Origin of the sequence: Fibrobacter sp. UBA4309, from assembly GCF_002395745.1 — a bacterium.
Taxonomy (GTDB): domain Bacteria; phylum Fibrobacterota; class Fibrobacteria; order Fibrobacterales; family Fibrobacteraceae; genus Fibrobacter.
In genome coordinates this window covers 173,095-196,612 of record NZ_DGUN01000049.1, presented here as the reverse complement: position 1 = coordinate 196,612, position 23,518 = coordinate 173,095, and the positions used below count along the sequence as shown (strand labels likewise).

The following is a 23,518-nucleotide window of genomic DNA, read 5'->3' as shown; positions in this document are numbered from 1 at the left end:
TTAACATAAAATTTGCCGATATCGGCAAATTTTATGTATATTTTGGTGTATGAAAGACCAAAATTTGCCGATAGATGCAATTTATATTTCCGTCACCCGCTTTGCGGAGAAGTACGGAGTTAGCGAGCGTACGGCCCGTAACTATTGTGCTACGGGCAAGATTGAGGGGGCTTTCCTTACCGGCAAGACTTGGAGTATTCCTGCCGATACAGTCCTACCCAAGAAGGGGAAGGCGAAACTGTCGCCTCTGCTGGAGCGCCTGCGTCAAGAAAAGCAGGGCCGCCTCAAGGGGGGCATTTATCATCGCACCCAGATTGACCTGACCTACAATTCGAACCATATCGAAGGGAGTCGCTTGACCAAGGAACAGACGCGGTTCATTTTCGAGACGAATACGCTGGGGGCGACTTCCGAGAACACGCGCATCGACGACATCATGGAAACTGTCAACCATTTCCGCTGTATTGACTATGTCATTGACCATGCGACGGACAAGGTGACTGAGGCGCACATCAAGCAACTCCATCGGATTCTGAAAGCGAATACTTCGGATAGCCAGAAAGACTGGTTTGTGGTGGGGGATTACAAGAAATTACCCAACGAAGTGGGCGAGGAAAAGACCGTGGAGCCCAAGGCCGTGCACAAGCACATGGCAAAATTGATTTCGGACTTCAATTCGAGAGGCACGATTTCTTTGGACGACGTGATCGATTTTCATGTGAAGTTCGAACGGATTCACCCGTTTCAGGATGGTAATGGCCGCGTTGGTCGACTGCTTATGCTCTGGCAATGCCTGCAAAACAGGATTGTCCCGTTCATCATTAGCGAGGAACTGCGGCTGTTCTATTACCGCGGAATCCAGAAGTGGGGCCGCGTGAACGAATTCATGCAGGACACTTGCCTTACGGCGCAGGACAACTATAAGGCCCTGCTGGATTACTTCAAGATAAAGTACTGAAAAACGAAGGCGCAATATTTTTGAACTTGATGAAAAAATGAAGAAGCTTGTTATTTACGTGCACGGCAAGGGCGGGAACGCTGACGAGGCGCGGCATTACAAGAACCTGTTCCCTGATGCCGATGTACTCGGATTCGATTACAAGGCGGAAACGCCGTGGGATGCCAAGAAGGAATTCCCGGTATATTTTGATTCTGTCGCGGCGGGCTATGACGAAGTGACCCTTGTGGCAAATAGCATCGGGGCGTTCTTTTCGATGAATGCGCTGGCCGATAAACCCGTCAAACAGGCGTACTTTATTTCGCCGATAGTCAACATGGAAAAGCTGGTTTGCGACATGATGACGTGGGCGGGAGTTCCCGAAGAGGAACTCCGCGAAAAGAAAACCGTGCCGACGAATTTTGGCGAAACACTCTCGTGGGAATACCTGTGCTACGTGCGTGAAAATCCGATCGAGTGGCGCGTCCCGACAAAAATTCTGTACGGCTCGAACGACAACCTGACCTCGCTAGACACGATGCGTGATTTCGCCCGGAAAATCGGCGCGCCCCTGACCGTGATGGACGGCGGCGAACACTGGTTCCACACCGCCGAGCAGATGGCTTTTCTGGACAAGTGGATTAGAGCGGAGGCTTTATGAAGAAGTTTCTTGAACTGTCCTTTTCGGATTGTAAATTTTTCGTGCTCCCCTTGCCACGGTTGTAAAATATAGGTACAATTACTGCATCCCCGAACGCATCTCGTCTAAGGAAAGGCGAGATGCGTTCTTTTTTTATCCTGAATTTTGGATTGAAGGGAGCGCCTCTAACAATAAACTGGCCGCAAATGCGACCACAAAACGGAGGCTGTATGAATAACAACATCGAAAAATGCAAAGAGGATTTCCCGTTTAGGGTTATATCCGAAACACCAACTGGTGATGGCTTTGTTGATTGTGTTTGGGAAATGCCTGTGTGGGTTGTCGAAAAACTTGAGGCTGAAGCGAAAAAGCGGGAAATTACGGTTTCTGAATTGGTAACGCTCATATTTAAAGCTTGCTTGAAGGAGTATGGCGAAAAAAAAGAGATAAAACTTGACAAATAATCAAAAATTGATTATATTCAACTATGTACAATGTAACTATAACCAAAAGAGCGCAAAGAAGTGCTGCGACGATGCCGAAGGCTGTGCAAAATAAGCTTAAGGCTCTCGTCCAGTCACTCAAGGTCTCCGGGCCGATTCAACCATTGTTTTGGCATTACTCCAAGCTCGGAGGCGACAGGTACCATTGTCACCTGGCTCTTAACTGGGTGGCGTGCTGGACTTGTAGAGATGGCTCTATAGATATCGAGGTGTATTATGCTGGCAGTCGTGAAAAGGCCCCGTATTGAAATCAGGGCGAAGCATATCCCCGCTCCGCTTGTCAGGTTCTTGAAGGACACCTATAAACCGGAGAATGTGATCGTCAGCGATGAAGATGTTGCCGTTCCTTTTGAGGAGTCGGAATGGTTCAAGTCTTTGGAGACGACGCCTGCAGAGATGATTGTCGCGAATAGGGATTTGCGCAACTGGTCGCAGGTGACTTTGGCCGAGAAACTTGGAATTCAGGTGCAAAATCTGTGCGCTATGGAAAATGGGCGCAGGACGGTTTCCCGCAAGATGGCCGTAAAACTCGGCAAAATCTTCGGAACGGATCCCGCTGCATTTTTTGATTTCGGGAAGTAGAGCGGCTTTGCCTCTAATAATTTAACTGCTCGCGCGGAGAGAAAGAAACGGCATGGAACGAACGGATGAGCGAAATTACGGAAAAAGATGTAAAAAGGCTTTGGGTCGAAAAGGATGCCGTTTGTGTCGAACTGAAAGATGGCCGAATCGGGCGTGAACTCATCCGAGATTACGAACCGCTGCGGAAGGCTACGCGAAAACAGTTGGAGAACTGCCGCGTTGATTGCGATGGCGTGTGGTTTGACGATCTGGACGAGGGGTTGGAACTTTCGGGATTCTTTTCGCCGAAAAAGACAAATCCCATTGGCCGCATATTCTGGCTGTTCCCCGAACTGAACGCATCGGCGTTTGCCCGCCGATTGGGAATCCCGCAACCCCTCTTTGCTGCATACGTAAATGGTACGAAAAAGCCATCTTCGGCAAGAAAGAAACTCATTGATGAGGAACTCCGCCGTATTGGCAGGGAGTTGCTGAAAACTGTGGCATAGTTTTTTGGCCAACAATTTGGCCGTCCGTGATGTGCGGGCGGCTTTTGTGTTGATGCTTTGGGCTTGTTTTGCTGTTTCTGGGTGAAAATAAATTAAATTATCCATTGAATAAACTTTATTTGGGGGCTTTTATGAAGAAGGTTCTTGTTGCGATGAGTTTGGTGGCGTTTGCTGTTGTCGGGTGCGATGATGACGATTCGTGGTCCCCGTCCGACGCCGACAATTCCCGTTCTTCCTCCGTCATTCCGGGCTCCGACCCGGAATCTAGCAGTGCAGAAAAGAACAAGAGTTCGTCCTCCTCGGCAGACAAGGAGGAGTCTTCGTCAAGTTCTGTAGTGTTGGCTGTTCCTTGTAAGACGGAAACAGAAGATAACTGTGAGTATGATTCGTTGACTGACGAACGTGATGGTCAAACATATAAAACTGTTAAAATAGGTAGTCAGTGGTGGATGGCAGAGAACCTGAATTACGAGACGGGGAATAGCTACTGCTACAACAACAACTCCGCCAACTGCACCAAGTACGGTCGCCTGTACACCTGGGCGGCAGCCATGGACAGCGTCGGCACATTGACCACAAACGGCAAGGGCTGCGGTTACAAAAAGACTTGCTCGCCGACATATCCTGTCCGTGGTATTTGTCCCGAGGGCTGGCACCTGCCCAGCAAAACGGAATTCGAGACCCTGTTCACGGCGGTGGGCGGCCAGGATAGTGCCGGTACGGCCCTTAAATCCACCGGTGGCTGGTTTAATGACGGCAACGGCACGGATGCTTTCGGGTTCTCGGCGTTGCCTGCCGGCGACAGGGGCAGCAATGGGGGTTGCAACTACGAGGGCCTCAACGCGTACTTCTGGAGTTCTACGGAGTACGATAGCAACTACGCGTACAACGTGCTCTTGTACGTCAACTTCGACTACGCGTACCTGAACTACGGCAATAAGGACTACGGGTTTTCTGTTCGTTGTCTCAAGGACTAGCAGTGAGGCGAGTGCAGCGCAGAAATGCTTGCATTTCTGCATTGTCGAGCCGAGCGGCGAGGGACTCCGTAGGAGTCCCCTAGCAGGGCGAATGGATTGCTTCACCCCTGCTTGGGGTTCGCAATGACGTAATTCGGGGTTTTAGGGGCGGAGCCCCTAGGCGTAGGGGTGTATGGAAGACGCGGCTAGATCCTTCGACTACGCCCGATGGGCTTCGCTCAGGATGACGAAACCGCGGCTGCAATCAGGGGGAGGCTTCCCCCTTTTATAGACGAAAGAACGGGCCTATGGCCCTATAGACTGTAGACGAAAGAGAAAAAAGCCGTTTTGCATGGAAAAAACTTATAATCTTTCGTCTTTCGTCTACCAGCGAAGCGGTCTTTCGTCTAATTTACTATCTTTCCCCCCGGAAACATTCTAATTAACAGAGGTTCAAAAAATGAATTATTTCAATTCTATCCCTATGCGTCGCCAACTCGAAGAAATTGGCCACTGCCGTTTCATGGAACATTCTGAATTCAGCCGTGGTGTTGAAGCCCTCAAGGGCAAGAAGATCGTGTTCGTCGGTTGCGGTGCCCAGGGTCTCCATCAGGGTCTTGACCTGCGCGATAGCGGCCTCGACGTCTCTTACACGCTCCGCAAGGAAGCCATCGAACAGAAGCGCCAGTCCTGGAAGAACGCTACTGAAAACGGCTTCAAGGTCGGTACCTACGAAGAAATGATTCCGGATGCAGACCTCGTTTGCAACCTCACACCGGACAAGCAGCACCATAACGTGATCCCGGCCATCATGAAGCTCATGAAGAAGGGCGCAGCCCTCTCTTACAGCCACGGCTTCAACATCGTTGAAGAAGGCCAGGAAATCCGTAAGGACATCACCGTGATCATGGTCGCCCCGAAGGGCCCGGGTTCCGAAGTCCGTAGCGAATACGTTCGCGGTTTCGGTATGCCTTGCCTTATCGCTGTGCACCCGGAAAACGACCCCGAAGGTAAGGGTTGGGACTACGCCAAGGCTTACGCCGCTGGCCTCCATGCCGACCGTCCGGGCGTTCTCGAAAGCTCTTTCGTCGCCGAAGTGAAGTCCGACCTCATGGGCGAACAGACCATCCTTTGCGGTATGCTCCAGACCGGCACGATCCTCTGCTACGACAAGATGGTGAAGGATTTCGGCGTTGAACCGGCTTACGCGGTCAAGCTGCTCCAGTACGGCTGGGAAACCATTTCCGAAGCCCTGAAGCACGGCGGCATCACCAACATGATGGACCGTCTCTCCAACCCGGCCAAGATCCGCGCAACGGAACTCGCCGAGAAGATGAAGAAGATCATGAAGCCGCTCTACTGCGAACACCAGGACAACATCATCTCTGGCAAGTTCTCCAGCACCATGATGGTGGACTGGGAAGCCGGCGACAAGGATTTGCTCAAGTGGCGTGGCGAAACGGGCGAGCTCGAATTCGAAAAGGTCGAAGCTACCGACAAGGTCATCACCGAACAGGAATACTTCGACCGCGGCGTTCTCATGACCGCCATGATCAAGGCCGGTGTGGAACTCGCATTCGAAACCATGTGCTCCGTGGGCATCAAGCCGATGAGCGCCTACTACGAATCTCTCCACGAAACTCCGCTCATTGCCAACCTCATCGCTCGTAAGAAGTTGTATGAAATGAACCGCGTGATCAGCGACACCGCCGAATACGGTTGCTACCTGTTCGCCAACAAGTGCGTGCCTCTGCTCGCCGACTTCATGAAGAACGAAGTGAAGAAGGACGACATCGGCGCTATCTACGGCGAAGGCAAGACCACCGCTGTGGATAACGAAGAGCTCATCAAGGTGAACAAGAGCATCCGTCAGCATCCGGTGGAAGAAGTCGGTGCTTGGCTGCGTGAACGCATGAGCGGTATGACCAAGGTTGTGTAATCGCACCCTGTCATATTGACGATTTTCAAGAGCCTGTCGGGTACGCGCCCGGCGGGCTTTTTTGTTCTGCGCGCGCCTAAATTTTTTTATTTTTGTGTGGTTGATTTTAAGATTGTCTGAAGGCGAAAAGAAAGATGTTCAAAGTAGGTTTTGATAACGACGCGTACCTGAGGACGCAGTCCGAAAAAATTGCCGAGCGCATTGCGAAGTTCGGCGGAAAGCTTTACCTGGAATTTGGCGGAAAACTGTTCGATGACCATCACGCATCCCGCGTGTTGCCCGGCTTCGCGCCCGACAGCAAGATCCGCATGCTCGAGAAAATCAAGGACAAGGCCGAAGTCATTATCGCCATCAACGCGGGCGATATCGAGAAAAACAAGGTCCGCGGCGACCTCGGCATTACCTATGACCAGGACGTGCTCCGCCTGATTGACGCCTTCCGCGGTTACGGCCTGTACGTGAGCTCCGTGGTGCTGACCCGTTGGCAGGAACAGCCGAGCGCGATTGCCTACCAGAAGAAGCTGGAAGGACTTGGCCTCAAGGTTTACCGCCATTACCCGATTGCGGGTTACCCGAGCAACATTCCTTTGGTTGTAAGCGACGACGGTTACGGCAAGAACGAATTTGTCGAAACTACCCGCGAACTCGTGGTGGTGACCGCTCCGGGCCCGGGCAGTGGAAAGATGGCCGTGTGCCTTTCGCAGATTTACCACGAGAACAAGCGCGGCGTGAAGGCCGGCTACGCCAAGTTCGAGACGTTCCCCATCTGGAACATTCCACTCAAGCATCCGGTGAACCTTGCTTACGAGGCTGCCACCGCCGACTTGAACGACGTGAACATGATCGACCCGTTCCATCTGGAAGCTTACGGACAAACTACCATCAACTATAACCGCGACGTGGAAATTTTCCCGGTGCTGAACGCGCTGTTTACGCGTATTCTTGGTGAGTCCCCGTACAAGAGCCCCACGGATATGGGCGTGAACATGGCCGGCAATTGCATTGTCGATGACGACGCCGTTTGCGAGGCCGCACGCCAGGAAATCATACGCCGCTACTACAACACACTTTGCGACGTGCGCAAGGGCAATGCAGAAAAGGACCAGATTTACAAGCAGGAACTCATCATGGAGCAGGCGCAGATTAGCACTGCCGACCGCCCCGTGATTGCCGCTGCCGTGGAAAAGGCCGAACTGACCGGAGGCCCGGCGGTCGCCATCCAGCTGAACGACGGAGCCATCATCTCGGCGAAGACTTCTTCGCTGCTCGGCGCTTCTTCCGCCATGCTGCTCGACGCGCTCAAGCACCTCGCGAAGATTCCCGACGAAGTGCGCCTGCTTTCGCCGATGGTGATAGAACCGATTCAGAACTTGAAGACCAAGCAATTGGGCCACAAGAATCCGCGCTTGCACATGGACGAGGCCCTTGTGGCGCTCTCCGTCTGTGCCCTCACGGACTACAACGCGAAAATCGCACTAGAAAAGTTGCCGGAACTCCGTCACTGCGAAGTGCATTCCAGCGTCATCCTCTCGCAAGTGGATGTGGGTGTGTTCCGCCGCCTAGGCGTGAACCTCACGATGGAACCGAATTACCAATCCGGCAATCTCTACCACGGGTAAGAACGTTCGCTAATCGGCGTAATACTGCGTTGCTCGCCTCCTTACGTACGCTTTAGTACGCTACGGAGGCTCGCGCCTTGTCTTGCTTGATTATCCAACGTTCTGGATAACGCTTATCCAGTTTTTTAGTAAATAATTACTCGTTTGACATTTTTGCATTGCGGATGATGGGGTAGGAGCCTTCGTCTTCTTCTTTGATAAGGTCGAACTCGTCGCTGATGGTGATAGAAGCCCCTTCCTTCGGGAATTCATCAGGGAACTTGCGTTCCTTGGCAAGTTCGAAAGCTAGCCCCTGCGAGCAGGAGTACGGCAATGAATGCGATTGCAATTTTCTTGAAATGTTTGGACAAATTAGTTGCCGCCGTTTCGTGCAACACCTATCAGGTAGAATAGACCGAAAATTACGATATCCGCAGCCACGATGGTTGAACCCACGGGGGTGCCGGCGAGAATCGCGATGACGATGCCGATAAGCGAGCATAGGACCGATATGGTTGCGGCTGCCACGGTCACGGAGAAGAAACTCTTGAATACGCGCATGGCCGAAAGTGCCGGGAATACGACCAGTGCCGATACCAGGAGGGCGCCCACCAGGTTCATGGCGAGTACGATAATCGTTGCCACGATGACCGCAATCAGCAGGTTGAAGGCGGTGGTGTTGACGCCTGTGGCCCGCGCAAAGTTTTCGTCGAAGGTGATGGAAAAGATTTTGTTGTAAAAGAGGATGAAGGAAAAGAGGACGATTCCCGAAAGGACCACGCACAGGTAGACTTCTTCCTGTTTCAGCGTGAGGATGGACGTGGAGCCGAAAAGCGTGGTACACACGTCGCCAGAGATGTTCGCCGAGGTTGAGAAGATGTTCATCAGCAGGTAGCCGATGGCGAGCGCGCCGACCGATACCATGGCGACCGCGGCATCTCCCTTGATGCGGGAGTCTTTCCCGGTGCAGAGCAGGAGTATCGCTACGGCGATGGTCACGGGCAAGATGAGGAACATGTTGTTCGTGAGCTTCAATACCGATGCGATGGCGAGGGCGCCGAAGGCCACGTGCGAAAGGCCGTCGCCGATGTAGGAATAGCGCTTGAGTACGAGCGTCACGCCCAAAAGCGAAGAACAGAGAGAAACGAGTACGCCGACGATAATCGCATAGCGTACGAAGGGGAATTCCAGGTAGAACGAGAGTTTTTCGATGAGTTCGGGCATGGTTATTTCCCCTTCACAGAAATCTGGTCGAAGTTCATCACGCGGGTGGCATTGTCCAGCGCGGCGTCCACGTCGTGGGTCACCATGACGATGGTCATCCCTTTCTTGTGCAAGTCCTTGAAGGCGCGGTACATCGTTTCCGAAGATTCGGGGTCGAGGCCCGTCACCGGTTCATCGAGGAGCAGTAAGCGTTCGGCGGCGCAGAGGGCCCGGGCCAAAAGCACGCGCTGCTTTTGACCTCCCGAAAGCTCGCGGAAGCACGACTTGCGCAAGCTTTCGGTGCGGGTGAGCGCCATGCATTCCATGGCGCGCTCCCGCCGGGCCCGCCCGTAAAACGGGAGCAGGCGGTGCTTGCCCTGGAATGCAGAAAGAACGATTTCTTCCACCGATGCGGGGAAATCCCTCTGGACCAACGTCATCTGCGGAAGGTAACCGATTTCACTGCGCTTCAGTCCTTCGCAGAGCTCGATATCGCCCGATTTCGGCGAGAGAAGTCCGGAGAGTCCGCGGAGGAACGTCGTTTTTCCGGAGCCGTTGCGTCCGATGATGCAGAGGTAGTCACCCACGTTGACGTCGTAATCCAGGTCACGGACGATGTCCTTGTTCCCGTACCCGAGAGTCAGCTGGCGACATGTTATCAGGGGAATCAGTTCGTTCATACCGCTTACTTCAACCCTTTTTTCAGTGTTATAAGATTTGATTTCATTATGGAAAGGTAATCTATCCCGGATTGTATCTGCTCGTCGGTCACCGACTGCATGGAATTGAGTTCCAGCACCGGCGCATTCTTCGAGTTCTTGCTCGCATTGAGGATAGCCCGTGCGACTTTAGTATGGCTTCCGTCAATCGTGAAGATTACCGGCAGCGAAAGGGAGTCCATCATTCCCGCGAGGAACGCGACCGTCTCGAAACTCGCCTCGCTTTCGGCGGAACAGCCAACAAACGCGGCATAATACTTAATACCATAATCGTCCACCAGATAACGAAACGGGAATCGGTCACCGAATAGGACTGTCTTTTGCGAGGCGTACGAAACCGTGGAATCGTAAGCCCAGTCAAGGTCGTGAAGCTTGGAGGCGTAGAGAATTGCGTTTGCCCTGTACACGGGCGCATTCGCGGTATCGATCTTCGCGACGGATTCAGCGAGGCTCTTTACCAGGATTTGCGCATTTTTCAGCGAGAGCCAGATGTGTTCATCGTTTTCGGGCGCTTCGGCGTGCTCGTGATGCTCATGCTCGTGTTCCTCGGCATGCTCATGGTGCTCTTCTGCGTTTTCTTTCGTCTTTCGTCTTTCGTCTTTCGTCTCTTCCTCTACCTGCATGCCTTCCACGATTTCTTCTTCCTTGACGCGGTCGCCGAGGACATCCATCAGGTTGACCTGGATGCGGCCTGCCTTAGGGGTGGCTTCCAGCGCCTTTTTAATCCAGTCGTCGGATTCTCCGCCCACATATACGACCATGTCGGCTTTCGCGATAGCCGCGATATCCTGCGCCGAAGTCTTGTAGCTGTGCAAGTCCGTTCCGTTCTTGATAAGCAACTTCAGGTCCACCTTGTCGCTGTATTCGCCCAAGATGTTCTTGATCCAGTCGTATTGCGGATAGATGGTCGTTACGATAGACACCTTTCCTGTGGAGGAATCTTTTTTGCCGGATTCCGTTTCACATGCGGTCAGCATAAAGGTCATCAAAAAAATCAATGTCGCATAGAATGAAAACTTTTTCATGAAAGATCCTTGTCAAAAATGATAGACTGCAGTAGAGCCTTAGCCATGACGCATGCGCCTCCGTGAACAGCCGGCACAGCGCCCGAGTAGAACCGATTGCTGCTGGTCCAGTTCAAAGCCCTTGACGCGCATGACCGAGAGCTGGAGCATCTTGAGCGCGGGACCGTCGAGATGGAAAAACTTGCCGCAAATCTTGCAGACGAGGTGCATTTTTGCCTGGCACTTGCTCGGGCCGGTGTAGCGGTACTGGAGTTCCTTGTTCTCTTCGGCTCCTACAATCTGTACGATGCCTGCTTTTTCGAGGCGGGAGAGGTTCCTATAGATGGTACTCAACGAAACGGAGGGCAGATTTTGGGCGATGTCGGACGCCTTGAAAATGCGGTCGGGATTTTCGACCATGTAATCCATGATAATCTGTCGTGTTTGGGTTTTGTATTCCATATTGCCTCTATAATGCCCCGGACCGTCCCTGCCGGAACGAATTTGCAAATCATTCGCAAATTCAAATATAGTAAAAAATGGTAATCCGTCAATGCGAAACACCCGCGAAGCCTTTCGCGGGTGTTGTGTTTTTTTTAGGGGGTAAGATTTGTTTATTTGACGGATGCTGTCAACAACTTGGTAATTGCTGCAACATACTCAGCCGGGTTCGGGAGCGGAGAACCTTCGGCAAGCAATGCCTGACCGTAGAGGGCCTTCGGCCAGTCACCCAAATCTTCCTTGGCTTCGACCTTCTTCTTGAGCATTTCGCAAATCGGGTGCGTCGGGTTGATTTCCAGGATGCGCTTGCTCTTCGGCAAGTTCTTCTGGCCCATCGCCTTCATCATGCGTTCCATCTGGGCGCTCATGGCGTCTTCGCTCGTGACGAGGCAGCAGGGGCTATCCTTCAGGCGGCTAGACACGCGGACTTCCTTGATGTCTTCGTCCAAGACCTTCTGCAGGTTTTCGCAGAGTCCCTTGAAGATGCCCTTGTTGGCTTCTTCGGCCTTCTTTTCGTCTTCGGTCTTTTCGAAGTCCACGTCGCCGCGGGCGATGTCGTGGAACTTCTTGTCGCCGAATTCGGTGAGGCTAGACATCATGAACTCGTCGATGCCGTCGCTCATGAGCAACACCTCGTAGCCCTTGGCCTTGAAAGCTTCGAGCATCGGGTTAGACTTCACGGCATTCTTGTCGCCGATGAGGTAGTAGATTTCCTTCTGGCCTTCCGGCATGCGCTTCACGTATTCGTCGAGGCCCACGAGAGCGTCGCCTTCAGTCTTGGTGCTTTCGAAACGGAGCAACTTCTTGAGTTCGTCAAGATGTTCCCAGTTCATGTAGAAGCCTTCCTTCAGCACCATGCCGAGTTCGCGCCACCAGGCGTTGTACTTCGCGGCATCCTTGTCGGCCATGTTCTGCAAGGTGTCGAGCACCTTCTTGATGACGTGCTTACGAATGTTGGTGATAATCTTGTTGTTCTGCAAGATTTCACGGGACACGTTCAGCGGCAAGTCTTCGCTATCTACCACGCCGCGCACAAAGCGGAGCCAAGGCGGCAGCAGGTCCTTGCAGTCGTCCATGATAAAGACCTTCTTCACGTAGAGCTTGAGGCCGTGCAAAGCGTCGTTGTGCCAGATGTTGAACGGAGCCTTGCTCGGGATGTACACGAGGCTCCAGAATTCCTGGGAACCTTCGGCGTGGCTGTGGCTCCAGGCGGCCGGTTCGTCGGCTTCGTGGCTGATGACGTTGTAGAAGTCCTTGTACTGTTCTTCGGTGACTTCCTTTTCGCTCTGGCGCCACAATGCCTGCTTTTCGTTCAGGCGTTCTTCGGGCTTTTCTTCCAGTTCGCCCTTGTCGTTCTTGATCGGTTCCGGGTGGAAGTAGATGCCGTAGCTCACGAAGCCGCTGTACTTCTGGACGATGTCCTTGATCTTCCATTCGCTCGCGAAATCTTCAGCATCCTCGTCGTCCTTCAGGTACAAAGTGATCTTGGTGCCCACCTTGTCGCGCGGGGCTTCAGAAATTTCAAATTCACCCGTGCCTTCGGAAGACCACAGGTAACCCTGAGTTTCGCCAGCCTTCAAGGTCAACACTTCGACCTTCTTTGCGACCATGAACACGGAGTAGAAGCCCACGCCGAACTGGCCGATGAGATCGACACTGCCCTTGTCGCCTTCCTTCAAATTCTTGATGAAGTTCTTGGTGCCGCTACGGGCGATGGTTCCGAGGCAGTTGATCAAGTCTTCCTTGTTCATGCCGATACCGTTGTCTTCGACAACGATGCGCTTGCCTTCCTTGTTCACCGAGATATCGATGCGGAGCTGTGTGCCCTGCGGAAGCAGGTCGGCGTTAGAAAGCGAAAGGAAACGGCGCTTGTCCAGCGCGTCCGCCGCGTTCGAGACGAGTTCGCGGAGGAAGATTTCCTTGTTGCTGTAAAGGGAGTTGATCATCAAGTTCAGCATGTCGCGAACTTCGGTCTGGAATTCCATCTTCTCTGTTGCCATATAGATCTCCTATTTGGGTCGCACTTCGTGCTTTGAGGTCGCTGCGCTTTGGGGTCGGGGCTTTGCCCCTTTGAGGTTTGGGCAGCTTAAAGCTCTATTCGCGAAGGCTTGATGTTTTATTTTCAAGCAGCAAAGCCGTATGATGTTTCAAAATGAAACAAAAGATGCGTCTCCGCTATGTTTTCGCGGAGTATATCGCAAGAACCGTGCCAACAGGCTCTATTAGAGGAAAATCAGTCCGAGGATGCCGACGGCCCACACGTACCAGGCGAAGTGCTGGAACTTGCCCTTCTGCACGAAGTTCATGAGCCACTTGAGGGCGATGATGCCGAAGATGAAGGCGACAACCATGCCCACCAGGAGTTCCGGTGTGAAGGAACCTGCATCGGCGCACTTGGCCGCCTTCTCGGGGTTTTCCAAGGCCATCTGGGCGACTTTCTCGACGCTCTGGCATTTGGCCCACTTGATGCAGTCGAGGAGTGCGGCGCCGCCCACGGCGGGGATGCTCATGAGGAAACTGAATTCGCCCGCGTACTTGCGGTTCACGCCCATGAACATCATGGCGCTGATGGTAGAGCCGCTGCGGCTGATGCCCGGGATGCAGGCGATGCCCTGTACCGTACCGGTCACGAGGGCGCGCCACCAGTTCATCTTGACGCCTTCATTATCCGGATGCTTGGCTCCGGTAGCGCCCCACTGCGAGGTAAACAGGAGCAAGCCCGTAAAGAGTTCGGCGACGCACACGGCGCGCGGGTTTTCGAAAAGGCCTTCGAGTATATCCTTGAAACCGAGTCCAATCAAAGCCGTCGGAATGCTCGCCAGAATGATGTAGCCCGCTTCGCGGAGCTGGTCGCGGTCGCGGCGAATGCAGCCCACGATGATGTCGGTAATCTTCTTGTGGAACACCACGAAAATGGAAAGCAGTGTCCCGGCGTGGAGCATGATGTCGAAGAACATGCCCGCTTCGTTCATGCCTAAAAGTTCGTGCCCCAGAACGAGGTGTCCGGAGCTGGAGATGGGGAGAAATTCGGCGAGGCCCTGCAACAGGCCCAAGATGATGGATTCAATCATGACGGGAAAGATAGAATTTAGTTGAAAAAAAATAGTTCTTAGATTCCGGCTCGGAGGCCGGAATGACGTCATGGCGGGCTTGACCCGCCATCTAGGCTTTAATTTCTATTACTATATTAATCACATGGCTCGCAAATTCCTCCTCTGTTTTCACGATTTCAGTGTCTGGAACTTCCAGAAGGTGACTCCGGTCATTGAAAATCTCAAGGACCTGGTCGGTGCGCCTTTTAGCGTATTGATCATTCCGGATACGGAACAGGCCTCTCCCGAGGCGGTACAGGAATTCCGCGAAACGCTTGCCCGATTGCAGTCGGAAGGCTTCGAGCTTGCGCTCCACGGCTACAAGCACAAGGCGGAATTCAGCCAGGGTCGTAACTACATGGGGCTCATCGGCATGAACCTCACCCATGGGGAAGCCGAGTTTGCCGGACTCTGCCAGTACGAGTCGAGCCGCCTTCTGCAGCAGGGAATCTCTGCTTGGAAAAACCTGATTGACATCGACCCGGTCGCCTTTGTGCCGCCCACATGGTACAGCAACAAGTTCCTGCCCAGGCAGGTCCGCGCTCAGGGGCTACTCTACGAAGACCGTTTCTCTATCTTGACGGTGCGTGGCAGGCGCTATGCGTCCCCTGTCACGAGCTTTGCCGGTATCCCGGACTTCTTGATGAAACCCGCGTTCAAGTTCGGCGAGTTCATCTTGCAAATACCTTTTGGGCTTCCGCGCATTGCGCTCCATCCGGTCGATTTCCCTAATCGGGAAAAATCCGTACGCAATCTTTTGCGCTCCGCACTCGGGAGCGGGAGAAGGCTTTCCCTTTACAGGGAACTATAAAAGAAAATCACATCCCCGGGATGGTGACGTCGTAGCTGACCTTATGCTTGGCCTCGTCTACGATCTGGATCGTGATGTTCTCTCCGGATTCAGGCAGGTCTTCGCCGTACAGGATGATTTCTCGCGGTTCGGAATCGTATTCGGCGGCAATCCATTTCTTGCCGGCCTTCACGGTAATGGCGTTGCCGTCGGCGACACCGTCGTAGCGGAACATTACCGGAATCTTCAGGACAGGCTGGCTGAGGCCGTTGATGAATGCGTCTGACCAGTAGGGGAATCCGAGCGTGGGGCCTTCTTCGTTATTGATGTTGGCAATGTCGCGGAGCTCGTTCACGCTGGCGCAGCGCTTTTTACCGCCGGTCTGCTTGCTGAAGATGAACCAGTCGCGGCTCGTCTCGCCGAGCCAGTACAGCGGGGCGGGGTTCGCGGGATTCTCGATACATACGTTCCAGTTGCCGAAGAACTGCAGTCCCTTCGGGTGGAATTCAAGGTAGTCCAGGCTGTCGGTGCGGGTGCGCGTGACGGCGAGGACGCGGATAGCGGTGTCGATAGCGACCGGGATACCCGAAATCTTCTGGGAAAATCCGACATCGCCAATCTTGCTGTTCCAGTTGATGCTCTTCTGGTACTTGCCGTACGGGAACACGGCGATGGTTTCATCCACGGCCTTGCCGCTGCCGGTGGCTTCTGCGCTTGCGGAGTACTGGATGGCCCTGAGTTCCGGATAGGTTTCTACGATCTTGGCGAGCAACGTGGCCCTGTGCTTGAACACACTGCAGAGATCTTCGGAAATTTCTTCGTCCTTGGCGCCGAGTGCCTTGAACTTGTAGCCGGACCTGCAGCGGAACAGGTCGAGCATGGGGCGGGAGAGGAACGTGTAGACGGGGGATGTCTGGACCTTGGTCTGCTGTAACGGTTCGTTGCCTTTGCATTTCGGGTGCAGCGTGAACTTCTTGGTGGTCACGTTGCCGGCGAAATCCTCGATTTCGAGCCTATAGGTGGATAGCGGAGCCAGTTTGGCGTTGATATAATGCCAGTCTCCGGCGGTGTCCGCTTCTTCGGCCCACAGGAGCTCGTCGCGGATGTTGAGCATTTTCTTGAAGCTGAGCGTGTCCTGGATCTTGCTGTAGATCTTTTCGTCGTAGCGCCAGAGTTCGATACGGCGGATGGACATCGGATTGTCCTTGGGTTCGCGGCTGTAGTCGGCGATTTTCACGGCCATGTACAGGCCGAATTCGTTCTTTACCGGAGTGACGGCGCAGCCCTTGTTGAATGCGGTGGCGTTTGTGGTGGCAAATTCGTTACCTTGCCAGACGGCGACCCCGAAGACCTGGGGGGCGATGGTGTCGAGGCACATCACGCCTTCCTTGCATGGGTTCACGATACGGTCGTTGTCGAGGCGCACTTCCAGGTGCAGGTGCGGGTTTCCGATTCCCGAAGAGCCGGCGAATGTGAGCGTGTCGCCCTTCTTGTATGCCGTATTCGGTTTCAGGGTGACATCGTTCTTTTTGCTTGCATATTGCTTTTTGATGACCTGTTCGTCAAGCCTTCCGAAGCTGCTCTGGTGGGCGAACACCCATGTCTTGCCGCTGGCTCCCTTGAAGAACATCACCTTCCCGTAGCCGAACGGGCTCGTGCGGATTTCGGTGACGTTCCCGTCTTCAGGAGCGTAGACGACCCAACCTTCTTCCATGTTGGTGGAGTAATCCAGGCCGGCATGGTAGCGGGTGCCGCGGTTTTCGCCGAAGCTGGAGGTAAGGTAGGCATCGCGCTGGAACGGACTGTAAATCTGCTTTCCGGCATCGGGAGCCTGCTCGCTGTTCCCTTTGGCCGCCCGTTGTTCGGCAAGGCAGTCTTCGTACGCGAAAGCGTCCATCGTCTTTTCATTGCATTCTTCTGCAGAGGCGGGAATGGCAAGCCCTAGCAGGCAGGGCAAAAGGACTTTACCGGCAACGCGGGTTAACTTGGATGTAATTTTTTTCATGGCCCAAAAGATACAAAAATACTACGGCGCTGTAAAACTGGGGGATTGCCGGGGCATAGAAAAAGACCCGCTTTTTAGCGGGTCTTTTTTCGTGGAGCTAAGGAGAGTCGAACTCCTGACCTCCTGCATGCCATGCAGGCGCTCTACCAACTGAGCTATAACCCCGAAAGGTGAGCCAAATAGAGAAAATTATTTGGCCCTTGTCAAGGGGGCGGGGGACTTTTTTTTCAAAAAAGCGCCGCCGCCGTGAAAATTATGCCTTTTCGATGGTCACGGACTCGATAATCACGTCATCGTAGGGGGCGTCCCTGCGGTCGGTCTTGACGTTTGCGATATCGTCGAGCACGTCGAAGCCTTCGTAGAGCTGGCCGAAAACGGAGTAGCCGTCGGCCGGGCCGGGGCCCACCTGGTCGTGGTCGAGGAAGTGCACGTTGTCGCCGTGGACAATGAAGAACTGGCTGCCGATGGAGTTCGGCATGGCGGTCTTTGCCCAGCTGAGGGCGCCGCGCATGTGGGTGAGGCACGGGTCGTACTTGTCGCCGATCGTGGTGCCCGGGCCCTTGGCGGAATGGCCGCCGGTACCGTTCCTGTTGGTAAAGTCGCCGCCCTGGATCATGAACCCGCTGATAATGCGGTGGAAGGGGGCTCCGTCGTACTTGCCCTGCTTGGCGAGTTCGATGAAGTTTGTGGCGCATTCGTCCACGCGTTCTTCGAACAGGCGGAGCTTCATCGTACCGTGGTTGGTTTTCATGATGGCGATGGTTTCGCCTGCCTGCGGCTTGTCTAACTGATTAAAGGCCATTTAGTTACTCCTTAGGTATGGGGTATATGTGTCTACGCTACGCCTTGGAGGCGTAATAGGTTTTATTGCCTATATATATAAAAAATGGGGGTCATTTATTGTTTTTATAAGGTAAAATGGAGTAAAAAAATCTAATTTCTAGGTATATGAAAGACAACTGCAAACGTATACAGGAATTGCTTTCCGCGCAGGCCATGGAATTCGCCCTTGACGAAATGGCCGCCAAGATCGCGAAAATGCATCCTTCCGCCGAGAATCTGATTGTCCTCGGCATGGCTAGCCGCGGTATCCCGCTGGCGAAAAAATTGACGGAACGTCTCTCCCAGAAGTTTGGCAAGCAAATCGAGATGGGGAGTCTCGACGCGACGTTCTATCGCGACGACTTCCACTACCGCAAGCCTAGCGCTTCCACCGAAATGCGCTTTACCGAAATGCCCGCTTCCGTAGAAGGCAAGACGGTTATCCTTGTGGATGACGTCCTCTACACGGGCCGTTCCGTGCGTGCCGCCATGCAAGCTATTCTCGACCTCGGCCGCCCTGCCGCCATCCGTCTCTGCGTGCTGGTGGACCGCGGCCACCGCGAACTCCCCATCGCTCCCGATTGCGTTGGGCTCACGGTAGAAACTGCGCAGAACCAGGAAGTCCGCGTGATGATTGAACCTATCGACAATGAAAATTCTGTCTACCTTGTAGAAGTGGAGGCCTAGAGTGAGCGCTCTGGAGATTAAGCATTTGTTTGGACTGCGCGGGGTCTCGAAAAACGACATCCGCCTGATCTTGGATAACGCGAAGCAGTTCCGCGAAATCCTGGAAAGACCCGTGAAGAAGGTTCCTAGCCTTCGCGGCATGACGGTGGTGAACCTGTTCTTTGAGAACAGCACCCGCACCCGCACGAGCTTCGAACTCGCCGAGAAGCGCCTCTCCGCCGATACGGTGAACTTCACGAGCTCCAATTCCAGTGTAAAGAAGGGCGAGACCCTTGTCGATACGCTCCGTAACATCGAGGCGATGAAAATCGATATCGTGGTCGTCCGCCACAAGGGAACGGGAGTCCCGAAGTTCCTTGCCGACAACAGCAATGCGATTATCGTGAATGCCGGCGACGGCGCCCACGAACATCCGACGCAGGCTCTTCTCGACATGCTCACTATCGAAGAAAAACTTGGCACGCTCGAAGGAAAGAACGTGACTATCGTGGGCGATATCCGCCATAGCCGCGTGGCCCGCAGTAACCTCTGGGGCATGACGACGATGGGCGCCCACGTGACGCTCTGCGGACCGAGTACCCTGGTTCCCCGCAATACGGACCTCATGGACAAGATAACCCTGGAATCCGATGTCAAGAAGGCTGTCCAGAACGCAGATGCGGTGATTGCGCTCCGCCTGCAGAAAGAACGTATGGATGACGCCCTATTGCCGAGCATGCGCGAATACCGCAACACGTTCGGCATTACGCACGATGTCCTGGAATATGCGAAGGACAACGTGCTTATCATGCATCCGGGGCCGATCAACCGCGGCGTGGAACTCGACAGCGAAATCGCCGATGGCGACAATTCGGTAATTCTGAACCAGGTGACGAACGGCGTAGCCGTCCGTATGGCGGTGCTCTATCTTTTGGCAGGAGGTCGTGCCAATGCGTAATCTTATTGTAGACAACGTTCGTCCGTTTGTGAATGGAAAATTTGAGAAGCAGACAAGAATGTGCCTGGTCGACGGGGTGTGGTCCAAGGACGCTCCCGAAGGAACCGAGACCGTCGATGCGAAAGGAGCGCTTGCGCTCCCGGCACTGTTCGGCCTGGGCCTTGACTTCAAGGAACCTCTGCGTGACGACATCTACACGTTCAAGGACGGTGTAGAGGCGATGCGCCGTGGCGGGTTCTACGGCGGCCTGTATGAAAGCTGCGCCAACGCCATCGATGATTCCCTGAAGCTTGCGGCTATCCAGCAGATTAGTGCGAAGTTCGGGCTTTCGATTGCCTTCCTCGGGGCGTACAGCAACGGGTACCAGTGCAAGGACCTTTCCGAAATGGTTGAACTTGCAAATTCCGGTGTCGCCGGTTTTGGTGACGGCAATCAGGATTGCTCCCGCACGAGGTTCCTGCGCCTTGCCATGGAATACGGTTCCATGACGGGCAAGCGTTTCTTCTTTATGCCGCTCGACGATTCCCTCCGCCATCACGGCCTTGTACACGAAGGTAGCTATGCCGACACGCTTGGCATGAAGGGAATTCCCCGCGTGGCAGAAACGATCGCTGTGTTCAGGATTCTCGAAATGGCCCGCTTCCTGAAGGTCCCGGTACATTTTAAACAAGTTAGTTGCGGCGAGACTCTCCGCCTTATCGAGAACGCCCGCTCCCAGGGAGTGGATGTCACGTGCGACGTGGACATCTACCACTTGCTCTTCGACGACAGCTGCCTGTTCGACCTGAACAGCTTCTACAATGTCCCGATGCCCTTCCGTTCCGCGACTGACCGCGAGGCTTTGTGGCAGGGACTCGAATCCGGTACCGTGAACGCCATTAGTGTGAACCACGATCCGGTGCTTCGTCAAGACAAGGAAGTGAATTTCGAAGACGCAGTGCCGGGAGCGGTTTCCTTGGAAGTCGCCCTGCCGGCAATCTGGAAACCGCTCAGCGAGCGGCTTGGCGCCGCGCGCGCGGTGGAACTCCTTTCCACCGCACCGGCACAGCTGGCCGGAGTTGCCGCGTCGGAACTCGCCATGGGCAAGCCGGCGAACGTCGTCTTCTTGAACGAAGACAAGCCGCTCGATGTAGGTACGTCCTTGTTTGCCGGTCAGGTCTGCAATACGCCGTTCCTGGGCAAGCAGTTGCCTTCGTCCATTTTTGGAACCTATATTGGTGGTATGTGGAAAGAGGTATAGTCCGTGGTTGAACCGATTCAGCTCGTTTGGGTCTTTACGATTTTTGTGATGCTGTTGGTGCTGCTTGCGCTGACAGAAGTTAATCGCAGTAACAAAAGACGCGAAAACGAGGTGATGTTCGATACGGCCGCCTTCGACGAAAAAGTCAAGGAATACAACTTTGCCACAAAGGAAATCCATACGCTGGAGAAACTAGTTCGCGCCTCCAAGTTCGACAACAAGGATGCCGTCATGAATTCTTCGACGTTGTTCGAGACGGCAGTCCTGGATTTCTACGAGGCGCGTGATGTGAATTCCATCCGCGACGAGACGTTGGATTCCGTGGCGCTGCTGCGCGAAAAGCTGAACTTTACGGCCAAGAACCCGCTGGCCAAGATCAAGTCCACGCGCCAGTTCTCCGTCGGTGACCGTGTTGACGTGATTCTGGAAAACGGTTCGAAACTAAAACATTCCGAAATTCTTACAAAGAACGAGAAGGAGTGGTCTGTCCTGTACGATGGCAGCTTCGGCCCGGCGTCTTCCTTTATCGGTAAGCGCATCCGTATCCGCTGGACCAGGCCGGAGGATGCGGTTTATTCCGCCTGGCTGGTTGTCAAGTCCTATACTTCGGGCTCCTTCGTCATTGAACATACCTGTGCCCTGGAGAAGGTGCAGTTGCGCCGCTGGGTTCGTGAAATTGTCGATTTCCCGGTCCATGCGACGTTCGCGGATGGTTCGACCTGCGATGGCCGTCTATACGACCTTTCCGCCGGCGGTATTCTTATCGGGCTCCCCGTAGAGTGCGAAAACGGGAGGCATATCCGCATCCAGTTCGAGCTTCCCAGCTTTGGCGTCCAGGACGTGGAAATCGAGATTTTGCGCAGTTTGGGCCATAAAAACCCCGACTATCCGGAGTTTTTCTCCCTTACCGCATCCTTTACCGGGGCCTTCGGTTGGACCCAGGAAAGCGTGCTCCAGTACATTTTTGAGGTCCATAAGGTGAAAAAGGAACTCGAAAATGCCGATAAATAGCCCTAAGTAGTTAATTTTCAATGAGTTAGGCGCTTTTTTCGCTTGACATTCTGCATTTATAAAGGTAGAATTAGGATAGTATTGTTTCCGATTGGAGATTTATCTTGGCTTTAGGTTTAATCGCTAAAATTCGCGGAGAACGCGAAACTGTCGGTATAGATGTTGGTCATTACAGCATCAAATACGTGAAAGTTTACCATAACAGTCGCGGTGGTAAGGTCGTTGTCGACGCCGACCTTGAACCTGTGCCTGATGGTGCCATCATAAATGGTGAAATCCAACGCCGCGAAGGGGACGCTCCTACAGGCGAGGATGGCAAGAAGGAAAAAGACGGCTATGAAATGCTTAGCGAAGCCATTTCCAAGCTACTCATCAGACATCCGATAGACGATTCCGTCGATGTCGTCGCGTCGGTGAACTGCGGTGCCGGCGCCGGCGGCGTGCTGGTGGATCATCTGAGCGTGAAGGTGCCGAGAAACGGAAACGAAGCCGCAATTATTCTTCAGACCGCGCAGTCCCGTCCGCCCTTCGATGACCAGGATAACGTCATCGACTACGAGGTGGAGTCCCGTGAAGGGGACGAGGTGAAGGCGAACGTCGTGGCGGCGAAGAACGCCCTGCTCGACTCCTGGGCGCAGTTCTTTGCACTGAAGGGACTGAAGCTTTCCGCGATGGACGTGGATATATTCGGACTTGTCAATTCATACATGGCTACGGCCGCCGATGACGATGCCAAGCAGACAGCGGCAATCGTGAATATCGGTGAAAAGAAAATGAGCATTGCGTTTGTTCAAAATGGAAAGTTCCATTCCATGCGTGCCATGACCGGCGGTTCGCTGGACCTGGTGATCGCCAAGCTCGGGACCCATCTGGGAATTGACGCGGCGAAGTGCCATGAGATTTTTGAAAAGGGCGATCTGAGCATCGTGGATGGATTCTCGGAAGCCGAAGTCGAAGAAACCTTGAAGATAGCCTTCGAGGACCTGATGAGCCAAATCGAGTTCGGTATCCGTTACTTCTCTTCTTCCGAAGATTCCCTGGAACTCAATAAAATTTTGCTGGGCGGAGGCGGAGCCTCTATTCCTGGCCTTAAGGCTTATATTGCCGAACGCACTGGCGTAGATACGGATACGGTGAACCCGTTCCGCTATGTGGAGTGCGATGCCAAGGTCTTTGGCGAGGGCGGTATTTCCTTGAGTTTGTCTAACATTTATGCCCCTGCACTGGGACTCGCGATGAGGAAGTTCTAATGGCGGCAAAAAAGACATCTCCTGCAGTAAAGAAGGCTCTGTGCATTTCGATTAACCTGCTCCCGCCGGAATATCGAAAGAAACAGAAGGATTTCTCGTGGATTACCGATAGGCGTATCATTTGGCCGACGGTCGCCTTGATTGCGGCGATAGTTTGTGTGTATATGCTCAACGGTTTTATCAACGAATCCTTGCAAGACCTCCAGAACGAAGTTACTCGAGTCAAGGCCGAAGTGGAGCGCGAACGCCCGTTGCTTTCCAAGATTAGCGACTTGGAACAGAAACAGGGTGTCATCAATACCAAGATTAATGCCCTCAAGAGCATCCAGGTGAGCAAGAAGCGCTGGGTGGTCTTGTTCGAAAACATCTCGTCCGTGTTGCCGCCCAATATGTGGTTGACCAGCATCAACCAGACGGGCGAAGATAACATGGAAATGAAGGGCATGACGTATGATTTTTCTGAAGTTGCCGAATATATGGTCAAGCTTGAAAAACAGGCTAGCGTGGAGAACGTGACGCTTGTGACCATATCGACAACCAAGGTCAGTGGTGAAGAAGCTTACGACTTCACTATCAAGGTCGTCTTGAAGAAAGATCTTGGATCGGAGGGGTAG

Annotated in this window: 24 protein-coding genes and 1 tRNA gene; 15 read left to right on the top strand and 10 right to left on the bottom strand. The window is 53.6% G+C overall.

What is annotated here, in order from left to right:
• The first annotated feature begins 49 nt into the window (after positions 1-49).
• From B3M32_RS06955 to B3M32_RS06920, 8 genes are all read left to right on the top strand, one after another.
• Positions 50-958 (top strand): Fic family protein, encoded by a 909-nt coding sequence (locus tag B3M32_RS06955; protein ID WP_290744559.1) that lies wholly within the window; start codon positions 50-52, stop codon positions 956-958.
• Positions 959-995: 37 nt separating this feature from the next.
• Entirely contained in the window at positions 996-1,598 is a 603-nt protein-coding gene (locus tag B3M32_RS06950) for an alpha/beta hydrolase (protein WP_290744557.1), read from the top strand.
• Positions 1,599-1,807: 209 nt separating this feature from the next.
• Positions 1,808-2,041, top strand: a complete 234-nt coding sequence (locus B3M32_RS06945; protein WP_290744555.1) for a hypothetical protein — start codon at positions 1,808-1,810, stop codon at positions 2,039-2,041.
• Positions 2,042-2,308: 267 nt separating this feature from the next.
• Entirely contained in the window at positions 2,309-2,662 is a 354-nt protein-coding gene (locus tag B3M32_RS06940; RefSeq protein WP_290744553.1) for a helix-turn-helix transcriptional regulator, read from the top strand.
• Positions 2,663-2,727: 65 nt separating this feature from the next.
• Complete coding sequence (locus B3M32_RS06935; RefSeq protein WP_290744551.1) at positions 2,728-3,150, top strand: DUF2442 domain-containing protein; 423 nt, start codon at positions 2,728-2,730, stop codon at positions 3,148-3,150.
• A gap of 131 nt (positions 3,151-3,281) precedes the next feature.
• Positions 3,282-4,127, top strand: a complete 846-nt coding sequence (locus tag B3M32_RS06930) for a fibrobacter succinogenes major paralogous domain-containing protein (RefSeq protein WP_290744549.1) — start codon at positions 3,282-3,284, stop codon at positions 4,125-4,127.
• A 439-nt stretch (positions 4,128-4,566) separates the two neighbouring features.
• Positions 4,567-6,045, top strand: a complete 1,479-nt coding sequence (gene ilvC, locus B3M32_RS06925; RefSeq protein WP_173382941.1) for a ketol-acid reductoisomerase — start codon at positions 4,567-4,569, stop codon at positions 6,043-6,045.
• A gap of 134 nt (positions 6,046-6,179) precedes the next feature.
• The gene (locus tag B3M32_RS06920) at positions 6,180-7,664 is read left to right on the top strand and encodes a DUF1846 domain-containing protein (RefSeq protein WP_290744547.1); all 1,485 of its coding nucleotides are present in this window, start codon (positions 6,180-6,182) and stop codon (positions 7,662-7,664) included.
• A 136-nt stretch (positions 7,665-7,800) separates the two neighbouring features.
• On the opposite strand, the gene B3M32_RS06915 is transcribed toward B3M32_RS06920, so the two are convergent.
• From B3M32_RS06915 to B3M32_RS06885, 7 genes are all read right to left on the bottom strand, one after another.
• Positions 7,801-7,992, bottom strand: a complete 192-nt coding sequence (locus tag B3M32_RS06915) for a hypothetical protein (protein WP_290744545.1) — start codon at positions 7,990-7,992, stop codon at positions 7,801-7,803.
• Positions 7,993-8,015: 23 nt separating this feature from the next.
• On the bottom strand, positions 8,016-8,867 hold the full coding sequence (locus B3M32_RS06910) for a metal ABC transporter permease (RefSeq protein WP_290744543.1): 852 nt from the start codon (positions 8,865-8,867) through the stop codon (positions 8,016-8,018).
• A 2-nt stretch (positions 8,868-8,869) separates the two neighbouring features.
• The gene (locus B3M32_RS06905) at positions 8,870-9,526 is read right to left on the bottom strand and encodes a metal ABC transporter ATP-binding protein (protein WP_290744541.1); all 657 of its coding nucleotides are present in this window, start codon (positions 9,524-9,526) and stop codon (positions 8,870-8,872) included.
• A gap of 5 nt (positions 9,527-9,531) precedes the next feature.
• A complete protein-coding gene (locus tag B3M32_RS06900) occupies positions 9,532-10,590 on the bottom strand; it encodes a metal ABC transporter substrate-binding protein (protein WP_290744539.1) in 1,059 nt (352 codons plus the stop codon).
• A gap of 39 nt (positions 10,591-10,629) precedes the next feature.
• Positions 10,630-11,031 (bottom strand): Fur family transcriptional regulator, encoded by a 402-nt coding sequence (locus B3M32_RS06895; protein WP_290744537.1) that lies wholly within the window; start codon positions 11,029-11,031, stop codon positions 10,630-10,632.
• Positions 11,032-11,183: 152 nt separating this feature from the next.
• On the bottom strand, positions 11,184-13,070 hold the full coding sequence (htpG, locus tag B3M32_RS06890) for a molecular chaperone HtpG (RefSeq protein WP_290744535.1): 1,887 nt from the start codon (positions 13,068-13,070) through the stop codon (positions 11,184-11,186).
• 222 nt (positions 13,071-13,292) lie between these two features.
• The gene (locus B3M32_RS06885) at positions 13,293-14,141 is read right to left on the bottom strand and encodes an undecaprenyl-diphosphate phosphatase (protein ID WP_290744533.1); all 849 of its coding nucleotides are present in this window, start codon (positions 14,139-14,141) and stop codon (positions 13,293-13,295) included.
• Between the two features lie 124 nt (positions 14,142-14,265).
• Between B3M32_RS06885 and B3M32_RS06880 the strand changes: the two genes are divergently transcribed.
• Positions 14,266-14,973: a polysaccharide deacetylase family protein gene (locus B3M32_RS06880; protein WP_290744531.1), complete on the top strand. Its 708-nt coding sequence runs from the start codon at positions 14,266-14,268 to the stop codon at positions 14,971-14,973.
• A 7-nt stretch (positions 14,974-14,980) separates the two neighbouring features.
• Here B3M32_RS06880 and B3M32_RS06875 read toward each other — a convergent pair whose 3' ends face one another.
• The 3 genes from B3M32_RS06875 to B3M32_RS06865 form a co-directional block, all read right to left on the bottom strand.
• A complete protein-coding gene (locus B3M32_RS06875) occupies positions 14,981-16,957 on the bottom strand; it encodes a M23 family metallopeptidase (protein ID WP_290744529.1) in 1,977 nt (658 codons plus the stop codon).
• Between the two features lie 92 nt (positions 16,958-17,049).
• A tRNA-Ala gene (locus B3M32_RS06870) sits at positions 17,050-17,122 on the bottom strand.
• Between the two features lie 88 nt (positions 17,123-17,210).
• A complete protein-coding gene (locus B3M32_RS06865) occupies positions 17,211-17,759 on the bottom strand; it encodes a peptidylprolyl isomerase (protein WP_290744527.1) in 549 nt (182 codons plus the stop codon).
• A 146-nt stretch (positions 17,760-17,905) separates the two neighbouring features.
• Here B3M32_RS06865 and pyrR point away from each other — a divergent pair, with 146 nt between their 5' ends.
• The 6 genes from pyrR (at position 17,906) to B3M32_RS06835 (ending at position 23,518) form a co-directional block, all read left to right on the top strand.
• Complete coding sequence (gene pyrR / locus B3M32_RS06860; protein WP_290744525.1) at positions 17,906-18,466, top strand: bifunctional pyr operon transcriptional regulator/uracil phosphoribosyltransferase PyrR; 561 nt, start codon at positions 17,906-17,908, stop codon at positions 18,464-18,466.
• A gap of 1 nt (position 18,467) precedes the next feature.
• Entirely contained in the window at positions 18,468-19,403 is a 936-nt protein-coding gene (locus B3M32_RS06855) for an aspartate carbamoyltransferase catalytic subunit (RefSeq protein WP_290744523.1), read from the top strand.
• Positions 19,396-20,643: a dihydroorotase gene (locus B3M32_RS06850; RefSeq protein WP_290744521.1), complete on the top strand. Its 1,248-nt coding sequence runs from the start codon at positions 19,396-19,398 to the stop codon at positions 20,641-20,643. Before B3M32_RS06855 ends, B3M32_RS06850 begins: the two co-directional genes overlap by 8 nt.
• Positions 20,644-20,646: 3 nt before the next feature.
• Complete coding sequence (locus tag B3M32_RS06845) at positions 20,647-21,654, top strand: PilZ domain-containing protein (protein WP_290744519.1); 1,008 nt, start codon at positions 20,647-20,649, stop codon at positions 21,652-21,654.
• Positions 21,655-21,758: 104 nt separating this feature from the next.
• A complete protein-coding gene (gene pilM, locus B3M32_RS06840; RefSeq protein WP_290744517.1) occupies positions 21,759-22,904 on the top strand; it encodes a pilus assembly protein PilM in 1,146 nt (381 codons plus the stop codon).
• Positions 22,904-23,518 carry a PilN domain-containing protein gene (locus B3M32_RS06835; RefSeq protein WP_290744515.1) on the top strand — a complete coding sequence of 205 codons (615 nt, stop codon included), beginning with the start codon at positions 22,904-22,906 and terminating at the stop codon, positions 23,516-23,518. Before pilM ends, B3M32_RS06835 begins: the two co-directional genes overlap by 1 nt.

Bases quoted from the DNA above. Each gene is read 5' to 3' on its own strand.
- B3M32_RS06920 (WP_290744547.1), top strand. From the start codon at position 6,180: ATGTTCAAAGTAGGTTTTGATAACGACGCGTACCTGAGGACGCAGTCC.
- ilvC (WP_173382941.1), top strand. From the start codon at position 4,567: ATGAATTATTTCAATTCTATCCCTATGCGTCGCCAACTCGAAGAAATT.
- B3M32_RS06875 (WP_290744529.1), bottom strand. From the start codon at position 16,957: ATGAAAAAAATTACATCCAAGTTAACCCGCGTTGCCGGTAAAGTCCTT.
- B3M32_RS06955 (WP_290744559.1), top strand. From the start codon at position 50: ATGAAAGACCAAAATTTGCCGATAGATGCAATTTATATTTCCGTCACC.
- B3M32_RS06885 (WP_290744533.1), bottom strand. From the start codon at position 14,141: ATGATTGAATCCATCATCTTGGGCCTGTTGCAGGGCCTCGCCGAATTT.
- B3M32_RS06880 (WP_290744531.1), top strand. From the start codon at position 14,266: ATGGCTCGCAAATTCCTCCTCTGTTTTCACGATTTCAGTGTCTGGAAC.
- B3M32_RS06905 (WP_290744541.1), bottom strand. From the start codon at position 9,526: ATGAACGAACTGATTCCCCTGATAACATGTCGCCAGCTGACTCTCGGG.
- B3M32_RS06895 (WP_290744537.1), bottom strand. From the start codon at position 11,031: ATGGAATACAAAACCCAAACACGACAGATTATCATGGATTACATGGTC.
- B3M32_RS06910 (WP_290744543.1), bottom strand. From the start codon at position 8,867: ATGCCCGAACTCATCGAAAAACTCTCGTTCTACCTGGAATTCCCCTTC.
- B3M32_RS06865 (WP_290744527.1), bottom strand. From the start codon at position 17,759: ATGGCCTTTAATCAGTTAGACAAGCCGCAGGCAGGCGAAACCATCGCC.
- B3M32_RS06835 (WP_290744515.1), top strand. From the start codon at position 22,904: ATGGCGGCAAAAAAGACATCTCCTGCAGTAAAGAAGGCTCTGTGCATT.
- B3M32_RS06900 (WP_290744539.1), bottom strand. From the start codon at position 10,590: ATGAAAAAGTTTTCATTCTATGCGACATTGATTTTTTTGATGACCTTT.
- B3M32_RS06935 (WP_290744551.1), top strand. From the start codon at position 2,728: ATGAGCGAAATTACGGAAAAAGATGTAAAAAGGCTTTGGGTCGAAAAG.
- B3M32_RS06950 (WP_290744557.1), top strand. From the start codon at position 996: ATGAAGAAGCTTGTTATTTACGTGCACGGCAAGGGCGGGAACGCTGAC.
- B3M32_RS06930 (WP_290744549.1), top strand. From the start codon at position 3,282: ATGAAGAAGGTTCTTGTTGCGATGAGTTTGGTGGCGTTTGCTGTTGTC.
- B3M32_RS06945 (WP_290744555.1), top strand. From the start codon at position 1,808: ATGAATAACAACATCGAAAAATGCAAAGAGGATTTCCCGTTTAGGGTT.
- htpG (WP_290744535.1), bottom strand. From the start codon at position 13,070: ATGGCAACAGAGAAGATGGAATTCCAGACCGAAGTTCGCGACATGCTG.
- pyrR (WP_290744525.1), top strand. From the start codon at position 17,906: ATGAAAGACAACTGCAAACGTATACAGGAATTGCTTTCCGCGCAGGCC.
- B3M32_RS06850 (WP_290744521.1), top strand. From the start codon at position 19,396: ATGCGTAATCTTATTGTAGACAACGTTCGTCCGTTTGTGAATGGAAAA.